This window comes from Haloarcula sp. H-GB4 (assembly GCF_030848575.1).
GTDB lineage: Archaea > Halobacteriota > Halobacteria > Halobacteriales > Haloarculaceae > Haloarcula.
In genome coordinates this window covers 124,993-148,022 of record NZ_JAVDDX010000003.1, presented here as the reverse complement: position 1 = coordinate 148,022, position 23,030 = coordinate 124,993, and the positions used below count along the sequence as shown (strand labels likewise).

The window sequence follows — 23,030 nt, the reverse complement described above, 5'->3', positions numbered from 1 at the left end:
GATCTCACAGAGTCGCGTGTACTCGGGCTATCCAGCTCCGGCTACAGTTACAATCTCAATTCGAACCGAAGAAGGACAGGGATGATTCTAAGTCGGCGCACCTGTACGATCATATCGGTATGAGTCCGAGCCGCGACGGTTATGCCATATTCTTCCGTTCGATTGTTTCCCAAATATCGACACCCTTCTCAGTAATGTCGTACACACGGCCTTTCTTCCGATCTTCCGAAACTAGTAGATCAACCAGTTCCGACTCACGAAGCTCTTGCAAGGCGCGTGAAACGTGAGCAATACTCATTTCTCTATCGTCCGCGATTAACGACGGTGTCGCAGGGCCTTCTGACAACCGTCGGAGAGTCTCGACTCGATACCGTGAGCTGATTACGTAGCTCACTTCGTCCCACTGATCAAAGTCTGCCATCGTATCTATTCGTATGCACGAGTGTACCAACTACTTTTCTTGGACACAAACTCGTGTACAGTGATATTCCATGTGCCTGTGGTTAATTGTTTCGCTCGTGTCGCTTGGTATCGCTTCGTAGCCATACACCATTTCGGTTGATTACCCTGCATACTGAGTATATGGTGAGTAATGTCTCCCTCCCCTCTGGTTCACAGATCGCGCGTTTCACCTGCGTATTCGGCAACCAGTCAACAACCGATCTACAGCAGACACTGCAGAGTTCGTGAGGTTCCAATTGCTGACGACCAGCCAAGTAAAGTTCCATCAAGGGTTCGTACGTAGAAGGCATTTAGCGGTGGAGGTAGCCGTTCAATTGCGATGCATAGGATTACGTTACTTGAACAGCCGACAGCAATAGACGGTATACGCGATGATTTATCCTGTACAATCATAGACAGAGTGATAGCGTATAACGGTAATATATCCGCCCCTCAGGAATTGAAACGTCCATTCTATATCTCTATTGTGTCTCAACACATTCCGAAACGGCGTCTTACCGTGGATCACCGGAGATTGATTCCAAGAACACTGTTACTCCCAGAATACCAACGCAGCTACTGACTATCCCCGATGGTAATCAGAGAAAAACTATTCAATATATTACATAACAAAGTATTAAGTGGCAAGGTGATGTTGATTTGAAATGCTGGCAGACAGCGTAACGCTCCGTCGATACAGCCGGGGGGCTGTGTGAGCGCAATTCCAGACGGGTGGACGATGTCGCAGCACACAGGAAGTGGGTAAATATGGGAGTCAAAGACACCGCACAAACGAAAGCAGAACCGAATAATGAACTAAGCGATGATTCCGTCCCAGCGCCAAAGGAGAACGAAAACAGTGCCGACCAAGCAGCATCACAAAAGCAGGACGACCCTAGTGCATCTCTGGACGTTATCTTTGAGATACTGAAAAACAGCCGCCGTAGAGAGGTCCTCCATTTTCTTCGAGAACGAGATGAACAGGTCTCTCTTGGAGAACTTGCAGAACACGTCGCGGCCATCGAGAACGAGACCACAACTGATGCGCTGACATCGAGCGAGCGCAAGCGCGTGTACGTAGGGCTTTACCAGTGCCATCTCCCGAAGATGGACGATATCGGTGTCGTCGATTTTAACCAAGACCGTGGGCATATTACCCTTACCGAGAAGGCCAACGACTTCGAAAAGTACCTCGACCGCTCTGAGGGGGAGGAGGTAGATAATCGACCGTGGTATCAGTATTATGCAGCTGTCTCGGTGCTGGGTGCAATGGTCCTCGCTGCCTCTATCGCGTTCTCACTTTCCGGGAGCATGGTTTTAGGACTGTTCTCCCTAGTTGTGGGTGTTGCAGGCGCGTGTTCCGTGTATCACTGGTCAGTTGAGCGGGAAGCGCCGGACAGCGGGTAGCTCAAATAACAACGTTTTGGTTCCGAACCTAATTTTCACGCAGTACGCGTACCGATTAGCTATGCCGAATAATACACTTCGTCGCCGGCAACATATGTTCGTACTATGGATGGAGACGGATCTGGATCAGCGATAATAATATCTGCCCTTGCCCCGCACTCCAACCGTCCTCTGTCGTACAGGCCGGCAGCAGCAGCTGGCGCAGTAGAAACACGTAACACCCGGTCTTTGAGCGGCTCATCGTTTTCAATGAAAACAGAGCTGAGCAGTGACTGCGGACGAAAGTCGCTACAAAGGATGTCGACGACGTCGTCTTTGATTGCCTGAGACGCATCGGGCCCGTCACACAGGCTCCCACCGCGAACCACATTCGGCGCACCCATCGCAACGGTCAGATTTAGCTCGGTTGCACGCTGCGCAACACGGTGAGATGGCGGGTATTCACTGATGTCGACCCCGATGGCAGCGACGTTATCTACACTCGCAACAGTTCCATCGTCGTGTGAGGCGACCGGCATGTTTCTACTCCGTGCTAATTCTGTGATCCCTCGTGCGCGCGATATCAGTTCTGCCTCGGAGACACCACTACGGCGTGTTTTGAGGGCTTGAAGGCTGGTTTCTAATTCCCCGTCAGGGTGGTCATAGCGTTGCGCAAGTGTATTTTCGCTAGCGAGCGGACCTGTTCCGGGAACATGTGAGACCAAGGAAACGAGGTCGCCCCCTGATTTGATTTCTTGCGAAACAGCCTCAACTGCCGTTTCATTAGTTATCTCACACCGCATATGGAGTCTATTATCGACTCGGGCGCCAGTTTCGGAGTTGAAATTTCGTATCTGCTCTGCGAGGCGGCGGGCTAATTCGATACTCCGGTTATCATCTGGAACGTCTTCGAACGAGATAGCGTGATATTTTGTCGTAACGCCAGCGCTGGCATTAGCAATATCACATCGATCTAGAGCGATAGCTGTATCGACGCGCTCCCCTTCTCTTGGAAAAAGGTGCCGTTCGATGTCATCACCATGGAGATCTACCAATCCAGGTAGAATATATTTACCCGTCGCATCAATATCGGGGTTGGCATGAGATTCTGCTTCCACTGAGACTATTTTTCCGTCAGAGAACGTCACTGTCCCGTTCTCTACTACAGCTGTTGGCGTAACAACATTTCCTCCTGAGATCGATGTTTGGTTTGCGTTGTCGTTCATTCACTGTGGCTCCCTGTCAGATGTATCAGTGTGGTAATGATCCACTTCCTCGAAACATGAATATGAGCTTGCTACGGCTACACCACGGTCGAATATAGAGTTTATATTTATATGTGAGAGACGGTTGTAGCTGAGAGTTATGCGGAATAAAATAATCGGAGACCTTCGTCAAGCCCACTATTAATTCGTGGAGATGCGATCCACAGAATTCGACACCACGTAACATACCAAGTATTAATTCATATGTCAGTCGAGCACATGTTCTAAGTTATATTTATATAATACCTTCACAGAGTGAACAAGATACGGATGATTTTGGCAGATTCATATTTATTAGGTTACACCTACTCACATAATACCACCTTAACTGTCTGAACGAGAGTGTTTGACCAGTGATTTCTCCCTACTTTTCCCGTAGTGAGAAAGAGTATAATGGCACCTGAGTAAAGGACAGAGTCGCTTGTAACGACATCACAGTACCGAGTAGTGATTGACTCCGGCGGCATCAATTCACTCGCCAGCAGATCAAACGCGGAATCGATCAAAACCAGGAACACCATCAAGTATCGCCATCAAGAAGGACTCGGTCGGTCGGAGTTGTACCGAAAGTCTACGTGTTTCTACTGCCAGCGTGGTGTTTGCGTGTCCGGAATCCGAAGTTTTTAGCGCTGAGCGTTTAAAACAAATTCGTATGAAAGATTGGGTTGACACCTATAACGAGCGTGACTGGGAAACTACAACGGACGGAACGGTCCGGTACGCACTATTGGGCCTCGGCTGGTGGACAATCGATCTAGCGTTCCCCGCAATCCAAGACTCTGATCTGGGTGAAGTCACGACGTTTGTGAGTAGTTCCTCGGAGAAAGCTAAACGTCTCGCCAACGAGAACGGTGTGGACCATGGGATCAGTTACGAAGAGTTCCATGACGGGGAGGTGTCCGACGCGTTTGATGCCATCTACATTGGGACACCGAACGCTTTGCACCTAGAATACGCAAAGACAGCCGCGGAGTTAGACAAGGCAGTCCTATGTGAGAAACCGATGGAGTCAACAGTCGAACGGGCGGAGGAAATGGTTGAAGTATGTGAGGACGCCGCTGTGCCGCTGATGATTGCCTATCGAATGCAGACTGACCCCGCGGTCAGGCGTGCAAAAGAACTCATCGAAGACGGATTCATCGGCGAGCCAGTATCCGTCTACGGCAACAACAGCCAGCCATTGCTTGAAATGAATCCGGACACAGACCAGTGGCGGCTCGATCCGGACCTGTCAGGATATGGCACCTCAGTGATGGACCTAGGGATTTACTCGATTAATACGACTCGCTTCTTGCTCGAACGAGAACCACTGGCGGTGCAGTCACAGATGGAATCTCATGGAGAGGCCTTCGAAGACGTGCCTGATGAGCGCTCTGGGGCATTGCTTGTGCTCGAAGACGGTGTGAAGATGGTTACGACCGATAGCCAGAACGCCCACAGTGATACGCAATTGAAGATAACTGGAACGGACGGGCAGATTGAGCTCCGTCCAGCATTCCACGGGAAAGTAAACCTCCACCTGTCTCGGAACGAGACCACAGTAACTGTCGAACACGAGAACGTTGACGCAGAGGACGAAATGCGGGAGGAGTTCGATTACTTCGCTGATCGCGTTCTGACTGGCGCTGACATTGTCCCGGACGGCCGCCATGGGCTCCAAGATATGCGAGTTATCCGAGCAATTCACGAAGCCGCGGAGAGCGGCGATATCGTCGAGCTGTAACAGAATCGTTCGGATTTATCTAATCCCACCGCTGGCTCATTGTCTTGAGACTGAGTTATGTGCCGATAACGGTTGTTATGTCATCCCAGTCAGGACTGAGTACAGCGTGATCACAGATAGTATTTCGAATGGATTTCCAGAAGAGGCACCACTCCGCTCACCTATCCGGGATTGAAGATCTGTTTTTGCGAGCCATAGTTAGCTGAGAGGCCTAACGAAGATTTACAATACAGCGCACCAGGTGTCATTTAAAAAGCTGTGGCCTAGGCATAAAGCCGGAGCGTAATAACATCTGTACAGATGTTATATATATCCCAGCGAGCTCGACAAACCCTCGAAAGCCGTGTATTGACAATTGTGTTTGATATAGAGCCTTACTGATTTGATTCTACAGGCACCATATAGGGTTGAATTTACCTATCTGTTATCATCTAAGTCAACCTATCTTCAAGATATTACTATCTGTAGATATAAATGACGAGTATGGTTTCAAAGTTATCTATTCCAGCCTGATATTTTGACCCCGCATACTCATTTTTTGCCGTTACCACTGTTATGATCGTATTTGTCCTATAGAGATTATGCGGTGGTATGTTTACAAGTAAAAAGTGGGGAGATATAGTAGGCACAGCAAAATACCGAGGAATTCTGTCACAGATTGAAATTGATCAACATCTACTGCAGTAATAACGTGGTCAGTCACTCGTACTGCAAGCAAGGCACAGAACATCCACAGTGGAACCGATTACCTGTCGGAGGCTAACTGGAGCTGACGATGCGTAACCCGCCGTTCGGGAGTCATCATGGAACGTCCTCGGTGAGTAGTGGTGCTGTCTGGGTGTTCTGGGTCGCCCTGTCAGTAATCAACGTTGTCGTCGGGAGCGTGGTTGTATCTCACCGCATTCGGACTTGGTTTCTTCCTCACCGTCAAGATCCTTTCGTATACCTAGCTGCAGATGTCCGATTAATTCGAAAGTCATATACACAGGATTAGGACAACCTAAAATATGGATAAGACAGGCGACACGGGTAGTCTCACACGGCGCGACTACCTTTCCGGCAGTAGTGTGCTGCTTGGCACGTCGATACTCGCTGGCTGTTCCAGTGACGGTGGCGAACCATCCAGTACAGCTACATCGGACAGTGGTGAAACGGGCACATCAACCCCATCAGATAGCGGCCTCTACACTGCCTCACTTTCTCCTGTCGGGGAAGTCGAATTCGACTCCGTCCCGGAGAACGTCTTCACGATGTACAATCAGTATGCAGATATGTTAGTTGCGCTCAATCACGGTAACGCGGTCAATTCGATGTTCGTACCGGATATGGCTGGGCCAGCAATGAACCACTACTACGAGAGACTTTCTGGTGTCTCTTTTGAGTGGGAAGACCTTCCGAATCCCTACGATAATTTCAGCAAGGAGTTCTTCTACAGCCTCGGTAGCGACGTTCACTTCCTCGATCCTGCATGGGCGATTACCCAAGAGAACTGGAATATGGGCGATATCGAGGAAATTGTCGACAACATTGGACCCTTTTTCGGAAATTTCTACAGCGGAACACACGGTGACCCGCAGGAACCCTACAGTGGGAACTACCAGTATTACACGCTGTGGGAACTTTTCGGTCGTGTTGCCACCGTGTTTCGGGAGCGAAAGCGTTACCAACAGCTCAGAGCCGTTCACAATGAGCTCATAAATACCATCCAGACGGACCTTCCACCGGAAGAAGACCGACCGACAGCGGTTCGGGTTACACTTGGCGACGGCCAGTTTTGGACGTATCACCTGAACCGCCCTGGCTTCTGGCTCGCCGACACGCGTCCGCTCGGAGCCAACGATGCTTTCGAGGATGCAACGTGGGACGGTCTCTGGGGTTCGGTCGGCTATGAAACAATGCTGGCGGCAGACCCTGATGTAATCCTCCACCTCTGGGGAATGACACCGCGCTACAACATGGACGATGTCCGTGAAAGCCTCACATCACACAGCGTTGGGAAAGAGCTCGCCGCAGTCCAAGCCGACCGTGTGTACGCACACGGAATGCGATACCACGGCCCGATCATGAATCTGTTCCAGATCGAGATGACCGCGAAACAACTCTACCCAGAGATCTTTGGTGAGTGGCCAACCTATGAAAACGGAGATCACTACCCGGAGATCCCGACGGATGAACAGCTTTTCAGCCGTGACCGGGTTGCCAAGATCATTACTGACGGATAGTGTAGTCAAGCCGGCGTCCGAAGCCTATGGCGCATTCCAGTCGTACCGCATGACGAGGTCGTCCTCGTCGATTTCACTTGCGAGTTTATCTACGATTTCATCCCGTTCGAGATTGCCGAACCGCTCCAGTTCGTATGGCTTGACCGTTACCGGCGAGGACTCACCCTCAGCGATTCGCTCTTGCAGTTTGGCGACGCCGTAGATGAGTGCCTCGGGACGTGGCGGACAGCCCGGCACGTGGATATCGACCGGGATGACCTGCTCTACACCTTTGATCACGTTGTATCCTTCCTGAAACGGGCCACCGGAAATAGTACAGGATCCCATCGAAACGACGAACTTCGGCTCGGGCATCTGGTCGTAGACGCGCTTCATCCGCGGCGCGAACTTCGAAACAATGGTCCCCGGGACGATAATCAGATCCGCCTGTCGCGGTGACGCCCGAGGGACTCCGGCAGCAAAGCGGTCAAGGTCATGTTTCATTGCGAGAGTGCCCATCATTTCAATGGTACAACAGGCGATGCCGAACTGCAGCACGAACATGGAAGACCCCCGAACCCAGTTCAGGAACGAGTCAAATTTCGTGAGTATGAACGGGGATGAACCAAGCACCTCTCGAAGTGTAGAATTAAATCGGTTGTTCGTGTTTCTGCCGCAGCGTGCCCGCTCAGCAGACTGTGCATCGTCCACATTTCGCCGATCACTACTCATGACCAGATGGTGATAGATAGTGGAGGCGAATACGCGAACTGTCGTACACACTAGTGTCTTTATTTAGAAGCCACCTCCAGGACTCGCCTGTGAGATATCTCCGCTTGGAGATTCAGTATGCACCGGAGTATCAGCGTCCGATGCACCGCTTTATAACCGAAAGTGAGGCAATCAAGCGCGAATGGCTCGTTACATGGAAAGTCGGCGTCGAAGACGGAATTGCCTATACGTTGTTCTATGTCGTCGGCGATCGCGATCCCTACGAATCGGCGCTTTCTGCTGTCGAAACCATGGAAAGCTACGATATTACACCCGTTCGCGACGAGGCGTTCTACGCATTTGTCCGTGGCCAAGAGACCGACCAATCACAGCAGTTCTACACGGCGTTCGAACAGCCGACGCTAATGGTGGTCCCGCCGATTGCCTACCGACCGCATGGGGTAGTGTTATTCGATGTCGTCGGGGAGCCTGCCGCTCTCGAACAGGTCCGAAATGCACTCCCCGACGGAATTACGGTAACTGTCCGGAAAGTCGGCGAATACGATGCCAGTCCCGGAACATTCGCCAGCGGCCTTACTTCACGCCAGCGCGAGGCACTCGCCGCAGGACAGGAAGTTGGTTACTACGACGTCCCACGAAACGGGAGCGTCAAGGACGTTGCCGAAGAACTCGGTTGTGCCCCAAGTACTGCATCGAATCATCTCAGAAAAGCGGAGGCACAGCTTGTTGAACGCGTGTTCAGATGACAGCTACCACAGAGGCAGTTAGATATCAGTGCGCCACTCCCGTGTTTGAATTGCTTGAACGGATGGAAAGCAGTAGAACGTAGCGAGTGGATTGTTGGTCATTGAGAACACCACAGTGTCTGCAGTAACACCGTATTAGATGGTATCTACTGCCGAATTACTGCGGACATTGTGGCGTCTGACCGAAGAAGACAGGGCATAACTCTAAGTGGACACCACGATGTCCGCTGTTCTACTGAGCGCTTGAGAAGTCGGGGTCAGTTACTGCGGACATCGTGGTGTGGCTACGACGGAATAACACCACGATGTCCGCTGTTCTGGTGGGTTAGAGAGGAGAACAGCGGACACAGCGGTGTGTGCTTAGACAATAGAAATGCTATGAATCGCTTAAAGGGAGTCTGAGAGCCGCAAACTAGGTCAGTAATTGGAGAGAACACTCCCACCCCACTTTGTCCGCTGTTCTTCGCGATGAGGCGAGAGGGGGAGAGAGAAACAGCAATTTTTGGGTGAAATATGGTTTGCCTAGGCTAGGAATGCTCTAGAGTAATACTATAGTGCTGTCGCTTACAGCTATCAAATTGCATTACGGTCTAGCTCTTCATAGACTGTAATAAACCTTTCTATAATTTATCCTTCCTTTCTTTCACCCCCTCCCACCCTTCTCTGGTTACTGCGGACATAGTGGGGTGGGAGGGTCCCCCCAATTCTTTATAAAGAAAAGAACAGCGGACGCTCCGGACACTGCGGATGGGGGTGGTTTTATATATGTTCCTTCCAATACGTCAAGCAACGACTATGGGGATGTTCGAACGCGACACCGAGATCTACTTGGATCGGGACGCTCTTCGAGAAGATTACCAGCCTGATAATCTCGTCGGGCGTGATACCGAGCTAAACCGGTATCGAGCCGCTCTCCAGCCCGTAATCAACGGTGAGCAGCCCAACAATATCTTCTTATACGGTAAGACGGGGGTTGGGAAGACTGCTGGCACGCGGTATCTAATCGATCATCTCGAAGAAGACGCAGCAAAGTACGAGGATATCGATCTCACGGTGAAGATGTTAAACTGTGATGGCCTCTCCAGTAGTTATCAAATCGCTACCCGACTCGTCAACGAATTCAGGGACGAAACGAGCCAGATCAGTACGACAGGATATCCCCGCGCGACGGTGTATGATATGCTGTGGACCGAACTCGATTCCTGTGGTGGTACTATTTATATTGTTCTCGACGAAGTTGATCACATCGAAGACGACAGTATCCTCTATCAACTCCCGCGTGCGCGAGCAAATGAAAACCTTAGTTCTGCGAAGATTGGGATCATCGGCATCTCGAACGACTTCTCTTTCCGTGATGACCTCTCCCCAAAAGTCAAGAGCTCACTCTGTGAAGAGGAAATCCAGTTCCCTGCATACGACGCGAAGGAGTTGATACAGATCCTACAACAACGCGCTGACGTAGCGTTCCATGACGGTGTCCTCGAAGACGGCGTCATCGAGTTGTGCGCTGCGTACGGTGCGAAAGACGCTGGTGACGCACGACAGTCACTTGACTTGCTTATGAAAACGGGCGATCTGGCCCGGGATAAAGACACAGACACGATTTCAGAAGACCTTGTTCGGGAGGCACGCGACGTTCTGGAACGGGGCCGGATTCAGGAAGGTATTTCGGGACTGACCCAACACGGTCATCTGGTCGTATACGCGATGGTGACACTTGATCAGGAAGGGAAGACGCCGGCCCGAACACGGGATATCAGACCTCGATACACGAACTTCGCGGAAAAAGCAGGGATCGACCCCCTTGTTCCACGCCGGATGCGTGACCACCTCGGTGAGTTGTCGATGTTGGGTATCATCTCGGCAATCGAGCGGAACGAGGGACGGCGTGGAGGGACCTACCGTGAGTACTCTCTCGAGATGGATCCGGAAATGATTCTCGCGGCGCTTGAGAAGACTGTTGATGATGTTGGAATCCACAAATCCGTCACTAACCTTGTTGACAGCGAAGCGACACTCTCGGACTTCCAGTCCACGTAGGAACAGCGGACATGGTGGTGTCGAAACCGACTAATACGGAGTGGTTTTCAGGATATAGAACAGCGGACACAGTGGTGTCGTCGCCGACAATTGGAATCGTCTATTTTTACTTTAGTAGCGCGAATAACTCCGGACACGGTGGTGTCTCATAGTGACGATTCTCCCGTTGCTGCGACTATACTTCCTGTGAAATCTACTGATATTGCTTTTGAGAATCAAATACGTGTGATGTGTGTATTCAAAACCATCTTTCAGGAAGGAATGGCTGGATAGTAGTTTTCCCCGTCAAATGATTGCTTGTTCGAAAATTCAAAACGATCTCGCCTACTACATGAATCGGATCTTTCATCTGGTCATTCCGTAAATCCTCTGTCTGCACAGTTTTACAGGCCTGATTACTGCAGCCTGTCGTGGTGTTCCCGTTTGATGGTGTGAGATTCTCCAACTCAGTAAGTGAAGACTCTGAGATTGATCGTCAGTGAGGTATACACACAGAGAAGCTATCAGACCGGCTAAGATGTCCTATAGCCCTGCGATTAGTTCCGTCTTGGACTGCAACTGTCAGTGCCCGACAACTGGATTACTCCGTCAGCGCGAACTGTCACCAGAAAGTTTTGGTATTGAAACGTGATGGTCTGGGTCGCTGATCCGGTTGACTCGTTTGGCTGCGTGCCGAACAGTAGTGTCTCAATTGCACCGACATCAATGTAGTCGTGCAGTGGAGACTCATGATATGTTTCTGTTCTCGTCTGGTCGGCGATGGCTTGAACAATAACTGCAGCAAGCTCTTGATCGCCAGTTGGGTCGTACCGAACTTCAGTTGGGGTGCCGCTTGTCGCCGCGAATAGGCCCGCATCCTGGTCAGCCTCATGATTCTGGCTGTTGTCGGTCATTTATCTAGCAAACAACTGGAATGCATATATAATACATGTATGAATATTCGGGTACGATATTTACTTTCTCCAATCTGACTGGGTTGAATTCATATCTACTCGAATCAGCTATACTATATAGCTATACAGCCTTCAGCAGTCAGCCCATACACATACGCCGATCCGACTTACAGCCAGATTGGCACACAAATGGTAACAATAAACATGGTATTTTGTGTGGTACACGTCAGTTGAGGATGTCTGTATCCATGCACCAACTACACAGGCGGCAGCTACTCGGAGCCGTGTGTTCGGGCTTGACTGTACTTGCCGGTTGTGGCAGCAGTCAAAGCGGTGGCCCTGGTGAAACCGAGAGTGGTGGCGGTGCCGAACCAACGCCTGACTCAGCCTCGACAACCACTACAGATAAATCAACGGCTCGCGGTAACGACGACAGATCGACACAGTTCGGTCAGGTTACACGATTCCCCGATTCGTATGCGATGATAGCCACAGTCCAGTCTGGAGGGCGGACCGTCGAGATGTCTGGCCGTTTCTATCAAGGGGATATGTACTGGTCGTTCGACCAGCAGGGACAACAGATGGAGATGTATTACATTGGGAACAGCACGTACACTGTTACTGGAGGGCAGTGTCTCCAGGGAACGATGCAACAGGGGATGAATCGTGACGCGGTCGATCCAGGCCGTTTCTCCGATCAGCCGGAGGAAAACCCGGAAATCACGCCGGCCGGTCGGGATACTATCGATGGTGAGGCAGTGCTGGTGTATGAAATCTCTCAGGGAGGCTCTCAGGAGCCGCTGACATACTATATCCTCGCGGACTCCGGATATCCGCGACGCATTGAAGGCGAGTCAATGCGGTGGGACTTCCATTCATGGGGTACGGTTGACCCGATCCAGAAACCCGAAGAAGACTGCCAGTCGATGCCCGGTGGCGGCACGATGGCTGACGGTGGCAGTTAATCGTTCAGCTAGACGTGACTTGGCGGGGCTACTCGGAGAGTAAACAGTTCTCGATATACCGCCGAAATTCGGCTCTCACGTCGTCGATTGTGTCCTCGTCGCTGGTAATCCGCTCCGCCTGGATCCCAACTAAAACCGTGTGGAACAGTGCGGCTGTCTGCGATGGGTCTTCGACAGCAAATGCGCCGGCATCAACACCCGCCTGGATGACACGGGCGATCTGCTTTCGAATAAAGTCATCACTCCTGCGAAAGAGACGGTTGTAATCCTCGTCGTGTGCTGCCTGCGCTCGCAGCTCAATCACAGCCTGGGAAAACTCGATATCACTGTTGCTGCTGGTCCCAAATATTTCGTCGACGATTACGTCGATGTACGCTTCAGGGGACTGGTTGGGAAGCGGAACCTGGTTTTCGACCTGCTCAAGCATGTAATCAAGAAGATCTACCAGCAACTCGTCTTTATTGTCGTAGTGGTGATATATCAGCGACTGACTCTTCCCGAACTCATCGCCTATCTTTGAGATAGTCAAATCCGCGTATCCGTGCCGACGCAGTGCATAGAAAGTAGCCTCGAGGATCTCCTCGCGGGTTCCATCCGGATTCCGGAAAAAGGATATCTCGTTAGTCATCGTTACATCGACCGTTCCCTGCTTGAGCGGTACGGTTCAAATGACTCACGGTTTTACTGTTTCCTCGTTGTCGGCCACGTGGCCTGTCTGGGATCTCGTTTTCATCACTGGATTGAGTCGGGGCAGCTGTTCGTAGATAGCTATACTGTTGATTATACATTCAATAAACTTAAGCGTACTGTTGCCTCCTACATCAAGGGGTAAACTGGACTGCATTCCAGTTCTCCGTGTTCGTAGATCGGTTTGTGTATCGTCTCTCTAAGTCCACTTGGGGCCTTTACGGCCGTTCTGAGGCAAATAGACCGAAGAACCGAAACCGAGTAGCGCGGACTGTGATTGATTGGATGTTCCGATCCGATCCCAAGAGATACGAAAGCACTATATGTGATTGAACGTTTAGTCAACTTCAGGAACATGACGACTGGTAACCGAAGAATTTCGAAGCCGTTTACGACTACTAACGAACCGCGGATTGAATGGAAGTCTTACTAATATGGCATCTAACGCACAGAAGCTGCTACTCCTGGCCGTAGTTGGCGTTGTCGTAACTAGCGGAACGGCAACCGCTGCGATTGTTGGGAGCCCCGATATCGTTGCAACGCTTGAAGACGACACTGTCTCCCCTGGTGAGCAAAAGACAATAGAAATTTCGCTGGTCAACACTGGTGATCTTGACAGCGGCTCCACCCAGAACCCGGCGTTAAACAGTGAGGTAACCACGGCAAAAGGACTCACTGTGAAACTTATCTCTGGCGACGCGCCGATATCGGTCAAGAACTCAAAGCGAAGTATTGGCACTCTCCAAACCGGACCGCAGGCGACAGTGCCGTTTGATATCAGCGTGGATGACGACGCTTCCTCTGAAACGTACGAGGCACAACTGAAACTAAACTACAAGCACACGAGCTACATTTCCGAAGGAACAGGATCACGGGACGAAGAGACGAAGACCCGAACTATTGACATCGAAATCGATGTCACCGATGACGCCACATTCAATGTGACTGATGTTGAATCAAATGCCCGTGTTGACTCTACAGGCACGGTGGCGGTTAGCGTCGAGAATACTGGAGACGGCTCTGCACGGGACGCCGCGGTAACGCTGGCATCTCAGAATCAAGACCTCGAAGTAAGTGGTGGCGAGGCGACTTCACGGTTTGTTGATAAGTGGGAGCCGGGTGAAGTCCGGACGTTCAACTATCGTGTAAGTTCCGCTGAATCCGCGGAGCCGGAGCCATACGGGTTTGAGCTGTCGGTCGCATTTGACAACGAGGACGGCCTCCGAACACAATCAGTCGGACAATCTGTCGCGGTCGAACCTGATCCGGAACAGCGGTTCTCGGTCGTCAATTCAAGCAGTTCTGTCGCCGTCAGCAACACGGGAACGTACGAGGTTCAACTCCGCAACACGGGTCCGTTGACTGTTGATGACGCATCTGTTACGTTTGTCTCACAGAACGCCGATATAACGTTCGGCAAGAGTTCCTCAACAATAGCATATGTGGGCGACTGGGAACCCGGTGAAGTTCGAACCGTCCGAGTCGATACAACAGCGAGCCCCGATGCTGAGGAACGAAGCTACGCGCTATCGGCCAACGTCCAGTACGATGATCAAGAGGGCGATACCAGCACCTATGACGATGTACAGTTGAGCCTCAGCCCGGCACCTGAACAGAACTTCGACGTGTCTAATATTGATACCTCACTTCAGGCCGGCGAAGACGGATCACTGAGTGCAACTCTCACAAACACCGGAACGCGTGATGTCGAGAACGTTGTCATCGCGTGGGAAAGCCAGCAATCGACGCTATCGCCAAAAGAGACGCAGTACGCTGTCGGAAATCTCGATGCGGGCGAATCAGCCAACTTCAGCTTTGGCGTTGACGTGTCTAACAGCGCGGAGGCAGGCGCTCGGCAGTTTGACTTCGGCGTGAGCTATCGCGACGATAACGGTGACAGGGTTGACGCAGACACACTTGAGGTTCGTTCAACAGTCGATGGCAGTCAGGACGAATTCGACATCGAAGTGCAGAATTCAACGCTCGGTGTGGGACAAGACCGGTCGATTACGTTTACGATAACGAATACGAAAGACAAGACGCTGAGCAGCATTGAGGGGAAGGCGTTCGTCAATGACCCGCTCAGCAGCAGTGACGATGAAACGTTTATCGCTGAGCTGGAGCCCGGTGAGTCAGAAACGGTCTCCATCCAGCTCTCAGCGGGAAGTAATGCGCTGGACAAGACGTATCCGCTCAATCTTGACTTCCAGTATGAGACGCCTGACGGGGACAAACGGGTTTCAGACACCTACAGTCTCCCGATAGAAGTCACGGACCAGTCTGGAGGCGGCGGGACGCCACTGTGGCTGATCGGTGGTGTTGGACTCCTCGTAGTCGTTGGCGGTGCGGTCTGGTACAGCCGACAGTAACCCTCCGAGGCTAACCTATATGTCACAATGTTAGACTACCAGAAATATATCGACGTCCTAGACGATTGGATTGTCAACCGTGACAAGACAGTCGTTGCTGCGTTCATCGTGATGACCCTCATTCTGTCGGCAGGGTTCGGCATGACCGCAACCGACTCTGGGACATCACAGTTCACCGACGGCGTTCCTGCACAGGAAGCCTTCGACGAGGTCAACGACAACTTCGAGCGCGAACCGTTCGGTGAAGGGACCGGCTCTACGACGCTAATCCAGAAGGACCAGAACGTCCTCTCGAAGCCAGCGATCCTCAATATGCTGGAAGCCCAGAATCGGCTGACACAGCGCGAATCACAGGACGTTGTCGGAACGACGAGTGTCGCACAGGCCGTCGCACAGACGCTTGACCCGGAGGCGGAGACACTGCCTGAACAGATCGATGCCGTAGAAGCAGCCTCACAGTCGGAAATCAAATCGGCCACTCGAACGACGCTCGAGCGCCAGCCGGCAGTTGCAGGACTTCTCAGCAACGACCTAAACACGGAAGATCCGTCGGCATCGGCAACACTGACGACTGTGACACACGAGGTGCCAGGTGTCTCAAGCAGTGCCGGGACAGAGGGGACATCACCACTGACGCCCATTCAGCAGGAAGCTGAGTTTATCGTCAGCTCGGTCGACGGTGATATCTCTGTCTTCGGCAGTGGGATCATCTCTGCAGAACTGAGCAGTGTCATCTCTGATTCGCTGGGACTCGTCGTCCCAGCTGCCGTGGTCCTGATTCTGTTCTTCCTCATTATCGCGTACCGGGACCCGTTTGATCTACTCATTGGCCTCATCTCCCTAGCGATGGCAATTATATGGACATTCGGGTTCATGGGATGGGCCGGTATCCCCTTCACGCAGATGTTGATCACAGTCCCGCCGTTGCTTCTCGCCGTTGGAATCGACTTCGGGATTCACGCCGTGAATCGATATCGTGAAGAACGCGTCGAGGGCATTGAACCGACGCCTGCAATGCGGACCGCGACAGACCAGTTACTCCCGGCGTTTTTCATCGTGACTGGCACGACAGTGCTGGGATTCGCCGCCAACGGGACCAGTCAGCTTGGTCCGATCCGTGACCTCGGGTTTGTCGCCAGCGTCGGAATCCTATTTACGTTTCTCATCTTCGGTATCTTCCTGCCGGCGTTGAAGCACTTCACGGACCAGCAGCGGGTGCGATATGATCTCCCCGAATTCAGTACCGCTCCAATCGGCTCTGAGGACTCCGCAGTCGGCAAATCGCTGACTGTCGGTGTCACAGTCGCTCGCCGAGCCCCGTACGTATTCTTCGCCCTTGTACTGGTCTCTACGGCGGCTATGGGGGCGTATGGAACTGGAATCGATACCCGGTTTACCACTGAGGACTTCCTCCCACCGGAGGAGAACCCCGGATACGTCGAGGTCCTGCCGGAAGCTGTGGCTCCGAGTGAGTACACAGTCACGAAACAGATAAACTACCTTGAGGACAACTTCGAGAGCGGCGAGAGTGATACAGTAACGATATACGTCGAAGGATCGATGCAGGACGGAATAGCGCTAGAGGAGATATACCGAGCGAATCGGGACCCACCGGGCTCCTTTGTCACAGCCGGTGGGAGTGCAGATTCGACAAGCATCCTTACGGTGATTAACCGTTACGAGCGTGATTCACCGGAGTTCCGACAACTCGTCGCACAGAACGATCAGAACGGTAACGGCGTCCCCGACCAGAACCTTCCGACCATCTACAACGCGCTGTATGACTCACCGTACGGTGACCGCGCGGCATCGTACATGACTGACGACTACACGCGCACGCGAATCGTGTACTCTGTCGAGTCCGATGCGAGTCAACAGGAAGTGACAGACGACACAAGGGCCGTTGCTGATGAGTTCCGGATGGAGGCGACCGCAACCGGCAGCGTTGTGGTACTCAAAGCCGTCTCGGACGTAATCGCAGAATCGGCGTACATAAGCCTGGGTCTCGCCATCCTCGCGTCTGCAGTGTTCCTGTTGTTCGCGTACTGGCTCCTCGAACGCCGTCCCGGGCTTGGGATTGCGAACCTCATCCCGATACTGCTCACCATTGCCGCCTTGGCTGCGACAATGCGATATCTGGATATCCCATTTAATGTCCTCACCGGAACGACGTTATCGATCGGAATCGGGCTCGGTATCGATTACTCCGCCCACCTCGTCCATCGGTTCTCTGAGGAGTACCGTGGCGACACCCAGCTGCTTGAAGCACTCGACATTAGCGTCCGGGGAACAGGTGGCGCGTTGGCCGGCAGTATGGTCACCACGACCTCCGGCACTGGAGTGCTCGTCCTCGCGGTCGTCCCGATCCTGGGTCAGTTCGGGTTGTTGATCGCCCTCAGTGTCCTCTACTCGTTCACAGCGTCCATACTGGTGCTTCCGACCTCGATCGTCATCTGGGACCGCAGCCGTGGACCGCTTGGGGAACTGCTCTCGTCGCGCCAATCGCGGAGCGCAAACTAATGCGGTCCACTCACTTTGGCTCCTGCTCACCTGAGGCCCGCCGTGACCAAACTGAACGAGTTGGTCAGAATCGTTCGGGTACTGCGTTTGAGCAAGCGATACCGTACTGCCAGCCCAGCTACAGTCAGGGGGGACGACTGTCTCTATGACTAAAGAGAGCGATGCACTGTGCGCAACTGAAAAGGAAATTATGCACGCAACTCACAGAGCGCTTGTTAACAGCGGGTACGCTGAGCTCTCGATATCGCGTATTTCCGATGAATTTGACAAGGCTAAGTCGACGATATACCACTATTACGACTCAAAAGACGAACTGCTACTTCGGTTCCTCAGATTCACCGTTGACCGATTCGAGGCGACAATCACGACCAGCATCGGTGACGACCCGAAAGAAGACCTCAACCACATCATCAGAACACTCCTCCCGTGCCAGCTAACGGAGGAGAAACGCCAGCTACACAGCGTTTTAGTCACGCTCTCCCCACAAGCGCTGGAACGGGCGGTATTTCGCGAGCAGTTCACCGAAATCGATACTCGACTCGTTACAATCATCGAAAAAATTGTTCGCCGGGGCGTTGATGCGGATGTGTTTCGCGATGTCGATCCGACGCACGCGGCCGAGCATATTCTAGCAACGATTAAAGGAACCATGTATAGCCGCCTCACGACCAACCGTGAAGCCGCGACGACCGCAGCGAAAGCGTCTCTGTTCTCGTATATCGATTCGCATCTGGTTTCGTAGCTCCTGTCAGTTATCAACTATTTCTGCTACACAATTTTATCAAGCTGATTAACAGGATGTCCTCCCGGAGACTACGAAGGCTGGGAAAGTATCGACAACTGCTGTTTCTCGATAGTGTATTTCTAACCTGAAAGGAAGGGTAGCGGAGCCGACACCGTTCAGCCCCGAATTACTGCAGCTAGTAGCCGAGGTGTTCGCGGATGAGAACAACGGTCGTGCGATCCTCTTCGAGCTCTTGGCGGAGGATGAGTTGCTTGGCGATCGCGGAGTCGACGCCGTAGGCCTCCTTCGCACGCTCGTTTTCCAGAGGGTACGCGACAGTTTCCAGTCGGTCGAGCGCGTCCTCGAGCGTCGGCACGATCTTGTTCGCGCCACTGACGATGACGACGTTACTGGCCGCGAACGGATACGCACCGATGCGGCTTCCCGAACGATCCGCCGCGACGAGTTCACCGGTCTGGGAAATGCCGTTGATGCCCCCGAGGAAGTAGTCGGCCGTTTGTGACTCCCGCCGGGCAGCTTGGCGCTTTGCGTCGTCGTCGATACTCCAGATCTTGTCGGGAAGACTCTCCCAATCGTGGTCCCCATCACTCAGGTACTCGTCGAACCCGATCTCTTCGAGTGTCGTTGAGTGGCCGTTCATGACAGACGCTTCTGCCGGAATGAGTGATTGCAGTTCCGCGAGCGCATCATCGGCCGAGTCAACGACGATGACTTCGAACCCGTTTGCCTCCAAGTTCTCGACGGTCTCCTCGATGGTTTCTTCGGAGGGCAGTTCGTCCAGTGATTCGTCGATATCCGCGTCGTCTACGTAATCTGATTTCTGTTGAGACATATTCTTTGGCGGTAGGTGTATCAGCATCAACACGAAGGCGTACCTAGCCCAAAAATCCTCGCGGACACCGGTGTCAGGTAGTTACATCGGTGATACTCCATCCTCAGACAGGCTGTAATATGCGGCTGGAACCTCTGTGAACACCGTTCTCTGGATTCAAATCGTTCCTTCCCCGATGCGGTCGGACTCGACTCTGTCCGTACACAGCAGGGGTGGCTGTGATATCAATTGCTGAAAACCGGGGGGTAGCATATATTGCTCTCCATTCATCATGTTACACTATCAATGCAAATGGCACGGAAGGAAACTACAGACACTACTGGGACACTCTCGAAGATGGTACTGTTCTGTCCGGACTGTGATTTTGAGAGCGGGATGGTCGGTGGAGACTGGGATGTTTCGAGCACCGAACGAACGACCCGCTATCACTGCCCACGATGTCAGCACTCGTTCGGCGTTTCCAACCGCCGATAATCCTGAGCAGAGAACGGACGACGTATAGCGACTCGAACGTTCACGTTCGAAGAAATTCCGAGACGTACACTGTCATTCCCAGCGTATACCTCGATATTGGGATGGTACTCGGCACCCCGCCCACCGCCGCGACCGATATGGCACGCGCGCCACCGAAGTTCTACGATACTCTCCCGGTTGTACGTTTCAACGAGGACGACATCATGGCACTGGCGGCGGCTCCGAGTCCGGCTACGACAAGGCGAACTTCTACGCTGCCGACCCCGATGTCAATCTCACCGACCCTTGGAGATTAAAACGGTACACTGACTGGGCGGACTCCGACATCTTGGAGATTGAAACAGCCACCGGCCCGCTTGTTGCGTCGGCGATCCGTTTCGGCCTTGAACACCCTCTGGGAATGAACAGGATACCTACTACGAACTCTACGACGTTTTCGAGAAAATGGCGGCAACCTTCCAGCGCCAGGTACGGCATCAGGCCTGGAGTCGCTGCACGACAAATTTACCAGACCATCCGGTCTTATTTTCTGCCGGAAGATGAGCGCCTCCGTCATTGCGGTGTGGCGCGGCGTCGACCCGACTACCGAGTGGTCCCGTTCGAATTTCAGCGAGTTGCTAACGAGCTGCTGGTCTTTGAGTAGGTAGTTGCTCTCTTAGTCGTCGCTCGGCACAGCGTCAACGGATCCCTGCCCCTCGTCCTGCCAGCTGAAGAAGCTTGCCAGCGCCGGTCCCGTGATGTTGTGCCAGACGCTGAACAGTGCGGGAATGAGTGCGGCCGCAGGATCAAACAGGGTCGTCGCCAGCGCAACGGCCAGCCCGCTGTTCTGGAGCCCGACCTCGAACGCACAGGTCCGAACGCGGTCTTTCGGCATCCCGGCTGCCCGACCGACACCGTATCCCGAGCCGAGTCCGATAGCGTTGTGAGTAACGACTGCCACCAGCACAAGCAGACCAGCAGTGAGAATATTGTCCACGTTCGCACCAACGACGCCAGCGACGATCGCGACGATGGCGGCGACACTGATAACGGGGAACACATCGGTACCGATTTCAGCGGCTTTGGGCGAATAGCGGTCCAGCAGATACCGGATCGTGAACCCGAACAACACCGGAATAATGACGATCTGAATGATGCTCTGAAACATCTCCGCGAAAGTGACGTTGATCTGTTCACCGAGAGTAAGCACCACCCAGGCCGGCATCACGATCGGTGCTGCAAGGGTTGTGAGAGTCGTGATCGCGACGGAAAGGGCCACATCGCCCCGACCGAGATACGTCATCACGTTCGATGCAGTCCCACCGGGGGCGGCACCAACCAGAATGAGGCCGACACCGACCGCATCTGGAAGATCGAGCAGGACATACAGCCCGTACGCAGCGGCAGGCATCACCAGCCACTGCGTGGCAGCGCCGATACCAATATCCACTGGTTCCTCAATTAGCCGGCGAAAGTCCGCCGGCTGGAGCGTCAAACCCATCCCAAGCATAATTAGCCCGAGTAGCGGGGACACGTAGTTTAGAACTGGGACAAACGGGTCCGGCCTGACAAGAGCGAGTCCTGCCAGAATGATTACCCAGACAACGAAGTATTTGCTCGCAGCGCGACTCACCGCTCGAAGCGTCGATATCGAAGTCACATATCTGGATGATGAACAACATAGAAAAAGTTTACTCTGGACCGTCATAATGCTGAATTCCGACCCGTGGTGAGGGGCGGCAAGTGGTTCGTCGGTAAGCTATGCGATTGTTGGTACCAAGGTCGGTACCGACCTTCGACAAAATGTTCGAGCGAATAAGTACTCCTGTTGCTGTACTGCGAAAGAGATCTTGTTGCTCAATTTTCCATCGTATTCCACCCCATACTTCTATTTGAAGACTTCCGCCAGCAGCGTAGTAACCGAAATTCATCAAAACCGCGCAGCAACGTGACGGAAATAAATCATGTTGCTATCGGATGTGGTATAACTGGTTATTTCAATTACATTCTATGTCCGTACTAGCTTACTATTAGATATCTATCGCTATTCAAACGTAATCAACTGGAAACTACTATTAGTAGCACATACCAATCAAGCTGGAACATGATGACTCAACCCTCAATTCTGCTGCACCGGGGCAGACACCCGTACAGTACTCCGGCTACGCCAGAGGTGGCTCACCGGTGAGCACTCTTGCACGTAACATCAGTTCCTGGCTACTCATCGTCACTGTGGTCGCTACTAGTGGGACAGTCGGGACAACGGTTGCATTTCAGGATTCTGCACAGGACATACAGACAGAGAACGAAGCCCTCCGCGCTGAAAACGAGGAATTGCGTGAACAACTGAACGAGACTCAGGAAGACCAACAAGCCGCAAAAGCCCGCGCTGAAGAGCTCAACAGACAGTTAGAAACCCGTAACGAGGACGTAGACACACTTGTTTCGGAACTAGAAACGAAAGAAAAGATGCTAAACGCCAGTCAAGCCCGGCTCGCAGAGTCCCGAGAAGATCAAGCGGGTATGTCGCGATCCGAAATGGAAAAACGGCTTGATTACCTCTGCGCACAGCCAGAGAACAGGGATCGGTTCGGCTGTCAAGAGTTTGGTCCCGGTGAATGACAACGGGCTGGGTCCCAAGCAAATCCGTCCTTCAGAACTGCTGAATCCTCTTCTGTGCTGTTAGATGTGGCCACTGCATAAGACTTCCATCCCGGGTGGCGAAATTCCTCATGGACTCACGACGGTCGCAGTCGCAGGAGCTACTGTGCGTACTCGGAATATGATATCACTGTTGCGGGTTCCTGCCCACCAGTGCTCTGTGAAAGACGATGGAGAGTGGTTGTCCTCAGCATGGGTGTGTCGGGAGATAGTGCCTGACTCTTCGCACGGTATGCGGAATCTGCATGCAAATGAACCATATCGCATAAAATCGGACTTTCTCCGGACTGGCTCCGCTGAGATTTTGATATAGCCACATACAGTTTATGTGTTATGGTAATACAACCACCAGTGCTTGTCTTGTTGTGGGT

The 23,030-nt window shown here is 52.6% G+C and carries 17 protein-coding genes; 10 read left to right on the top strand and 7 right to left on the bottom strand.

All coding sequences use genetic code 11. The annotated features are described in order from the left end of the window. Nucleotides 1-139: 139 nt before the first annotated feature. Nucleotides 140-421, bottom strand: a complete 282-nt coding sequence (locus tag RBH20_RS16885; RefSeq protein ID WP_004515801.1) for a winged helix-turn-helix domain-containing protein — start codon at nucleotides 419-421, stop codon at nucleotides 140-142. A 788-nt stretch (nucleotides 422-1,209) separates the two neighbouring features. On the opposite strand from RBH20_RS16885, the gene RBH20_RS16880 reads away from it, so the two are divergent. Next, a complete protein-coding gene (locus tag RBH20_RS16880; protein WP_306710788.1) occupies nucleotides 1,210-1,848 on the top strand; it encodes a hypothetical protein in 639 nt (212 codons plus the stop codon). A gap of 59 nt (nucleotides 1,849-1,907) precedes the next feature. Here RBH20_RS16880 and RBH20_RS16875 read toward each other — a convergent pair whose 3' ends face one another. Next, nucleotides 1,908-3,053: an alpha-D-ribose 1-methylphosphonate 5-triphosphate diphosphatase gene (locus RBH20_RS16875; protein ID WP_306710787.1), complete on the bottom strand. Its 1,146-nt coding sequence runs from the start codon at nucleotides 3,051-3,053 to the stop codon at nucleotides 1,908-1,910. 691 nt (nucleotides 3,054-3,744) lie between these two features. Here RBH20_RS16875 and gfo6 point away from each other — a divergent pair. Then, nucleotides 3,745-4,815 (top strand): D-xylose 1-dehydrogenase Gfo6, encoded by a 1,071-nt coding sequence (gene gfo6, locus RBH20_RS16870; RefSeq protein ID WP_306710784.1) that lies wholly within the window; start codon nucleotides 3,745-3,747, stop codon nucleotides 4,813-4,815. A 1,007-nt stretch (nucleotides 4,816-5,822) separates the two neighbouring features. Next, entirely contained in the window at nucleotides 5,823-7,037 is a 1,215-nt protein-coding gene (locus tag RBH20_RS16865; RefSeq protein WP_306710782.1) for an ABC transporter substrate-binding protein, read from the top strand. Between the two features lie 24 nt (nucleotides 7,038-7,061). Here the strand turns inward: RBH20_RS16865 and RBH20_RS16860 are convergent, their stop codons facing one another. Continuing rightward, on the bottom strand, nucleotides 7,062-7,748 hold the full coding sequence (locus RBH20_RS16860; protein WP_306710780.1) for an NADH-quinone oxidoreductase subunit B: 687 nt from the start codon (nucleotides 7,746-7,748) through the stop codon (nucleotides 7,062-7,064). Between the two features lie 152 nt (nucleotides 7,749-7,900). Here RBH20_RS16860 and RBH20_RS16855 point away from each other — a divergent pair, with 152 nt between their 5' ends. Next, nucleotides 7,901-8,494 (top strand): helix-turn-helix domain-containing protein, encoded by a 594-nt coding sequence (locus tag RBH20_RS16855; protein WP_306711226.1) that lies wholly within the window; start codon nucleotides 7,901-7,903, stop codon nucleotides 8,492-8,494. Nucleotides 8,495-9,289: 795 nt separating this feature from the next. Next, nucleotides 9,290-10,534, top strand: a complete 1,245-nt coding sequence (locus tag RBH20_RS16850) for a Cdc6/Cdc18 family protein (RefSeq protein ID WP_306711223.1) — start codon at nucleotides 9,290-9,292, stop codon at nucleotides 10,532-10,534. Nucleotides 10,535-11,070: 536 nt separating this feature from the next. Here the strand turns inward: RBH20_RS16850 and RBH20_RS16845 are convergent. Further along, nucleotides 11,071-11,427 (bottom strand): HalOD1 output domain-containing protein, encoded by a 357-nt coding sequence (locus tag RBH20_RS16845; RefSeq protein ID WP_306710777.1) that lies wholly within the window; start codon nucleotides 11,425-11,427, stop codon nucleotides 11,071-11,073. Nucleotides 11,428-11,948: 521 nt separating this feature from the next. Between RBH20_RS16845 and RBH20_RS16840 the strand changes: the two genes are divergently transcribed. Continuing rightward, the gene (locus RBH20_RS16840; protein WP_306710775.1) at nucleotides 11,949-12,392 is read left to right on the top strand and encodes a hypothetical protein; all 444 of its coding nucleotides are present in this window, start codon (nucleotides 11,949-11,951) and stop codon (nucleotides 12,390-12,392) included. A gap of 28 nt (nucleotides 12,393-12,420) precedes the next feature. Here RBH20_RS16840 and RBH20_RS16835 read toward each other — a convergent pair whose 3' ends face one another. Further along, nucleotides 12,421-13,020, bottom strand: coding sequence for a TetR/AcrR family transcriptional regulator (locus tag RBH20_RS16835; protein WP_306710771.1), 600 nt, complete (start codon nucleotides 13,018-13,020; stop codon nucleotides 12,421-12,423). A gap of 493 nt (nucleotides 13,021-13,513) precedes the next feature. On the opposite strand from RBH20_RS16835, the gene RBH20_RS16830 reads away from it, so the two are divergent. The 3 genes from RBH20_RS16830 (at nucleotide 13,514) to RBH20_RS16820 (ending at nucleotide 18,710) form a co-directional block, all read left to right on the top strand. Continuing rightward, entirely contained in the window at nucleotides 13,514-15,448 is a 1,935-nt protein-coding gene (locus tag RBH20_RS16830) for a COG1361 S-layer family protein (RefSeq protein WP_306710769.1), read from the top strand. Nucleotides 15,449-15,475: 27 nt separating this feature from the next. Then, nucleotides 15,476-17,968 (top strand): RND family transporter, encoded by a 2,493-nt coding sequence (locus RBH20_RS16825; protein ID WP_306710767.1) that lies wholly within the window; start codon nucleotides 15,476-15,478, stop codon nucleotides 17,966-17,968. A 145-nt stretch (nucleotides 17,969-18,113) separates the two neighbouring features. Beyond that, a complete protein-coding gene (locus RBH20_RS16820) occupies nucleotides 18,114-18,710 on the top strand; it encodes a TetR/AcrR family transcriptional regulator (RefSeq protein WP_306710765.1) in 597 nt (198 codons plus the stop codon). Between the two features lie 178 nt (nucleotides 18,711-18,888). Here RBH20_RS16820 and RBH20_RS16815 read toward each other — a convergent pair whose 3' ends face one another. Together RBH20_RS16815 and RBH20_RS16810 are read right to left on the bottom strand one after the other, a co-directional pair. Continuing rightward, complete coding sequence (locus RBH20_RS16815; RefSeq protein WP_306710763.1) at nucleotides 18,889-19,545, bottom strand: lactate utilization protein; 657 nt, start codon at nucleotides 19,543-19,545, stop codon at nucleotides 18,889-18,891. Nucleotides 19,546-20,674: 1,129 nt separating this feature from the next. Beyond that, nucleotides 20,675-21,631 (bottom strand): bile acid:sodium symporter family protein, encoded by a 957-nt coding sequence (locus RBH20_RS16810; protein ID WP_306711221.1) that lies wholly within the window; start codon nucleotides 21,629-21,631, stop codon nucleotides 20,675-20,677. A 551-nt stretch (nucleotides 21,632-22,182) separates the two neighbouring features. Between RBH20_RS16810 and RBH20_RS16805 the strand changes: the two genes are divergently transcribed. Then, nucleotides 22,183-22,620, top strand: a complete 438-nt coding sequence (locus tag RBH20_RS16805; RefSeq protein ID WP_306710761.1) for a hypothetical protein — start codon at nucleotides 22,183-22,185, stop codon at nucleotides 22,618-22,620. Nucleotides 22,621-23,030 lie beyond the last annotated feature (410 nt).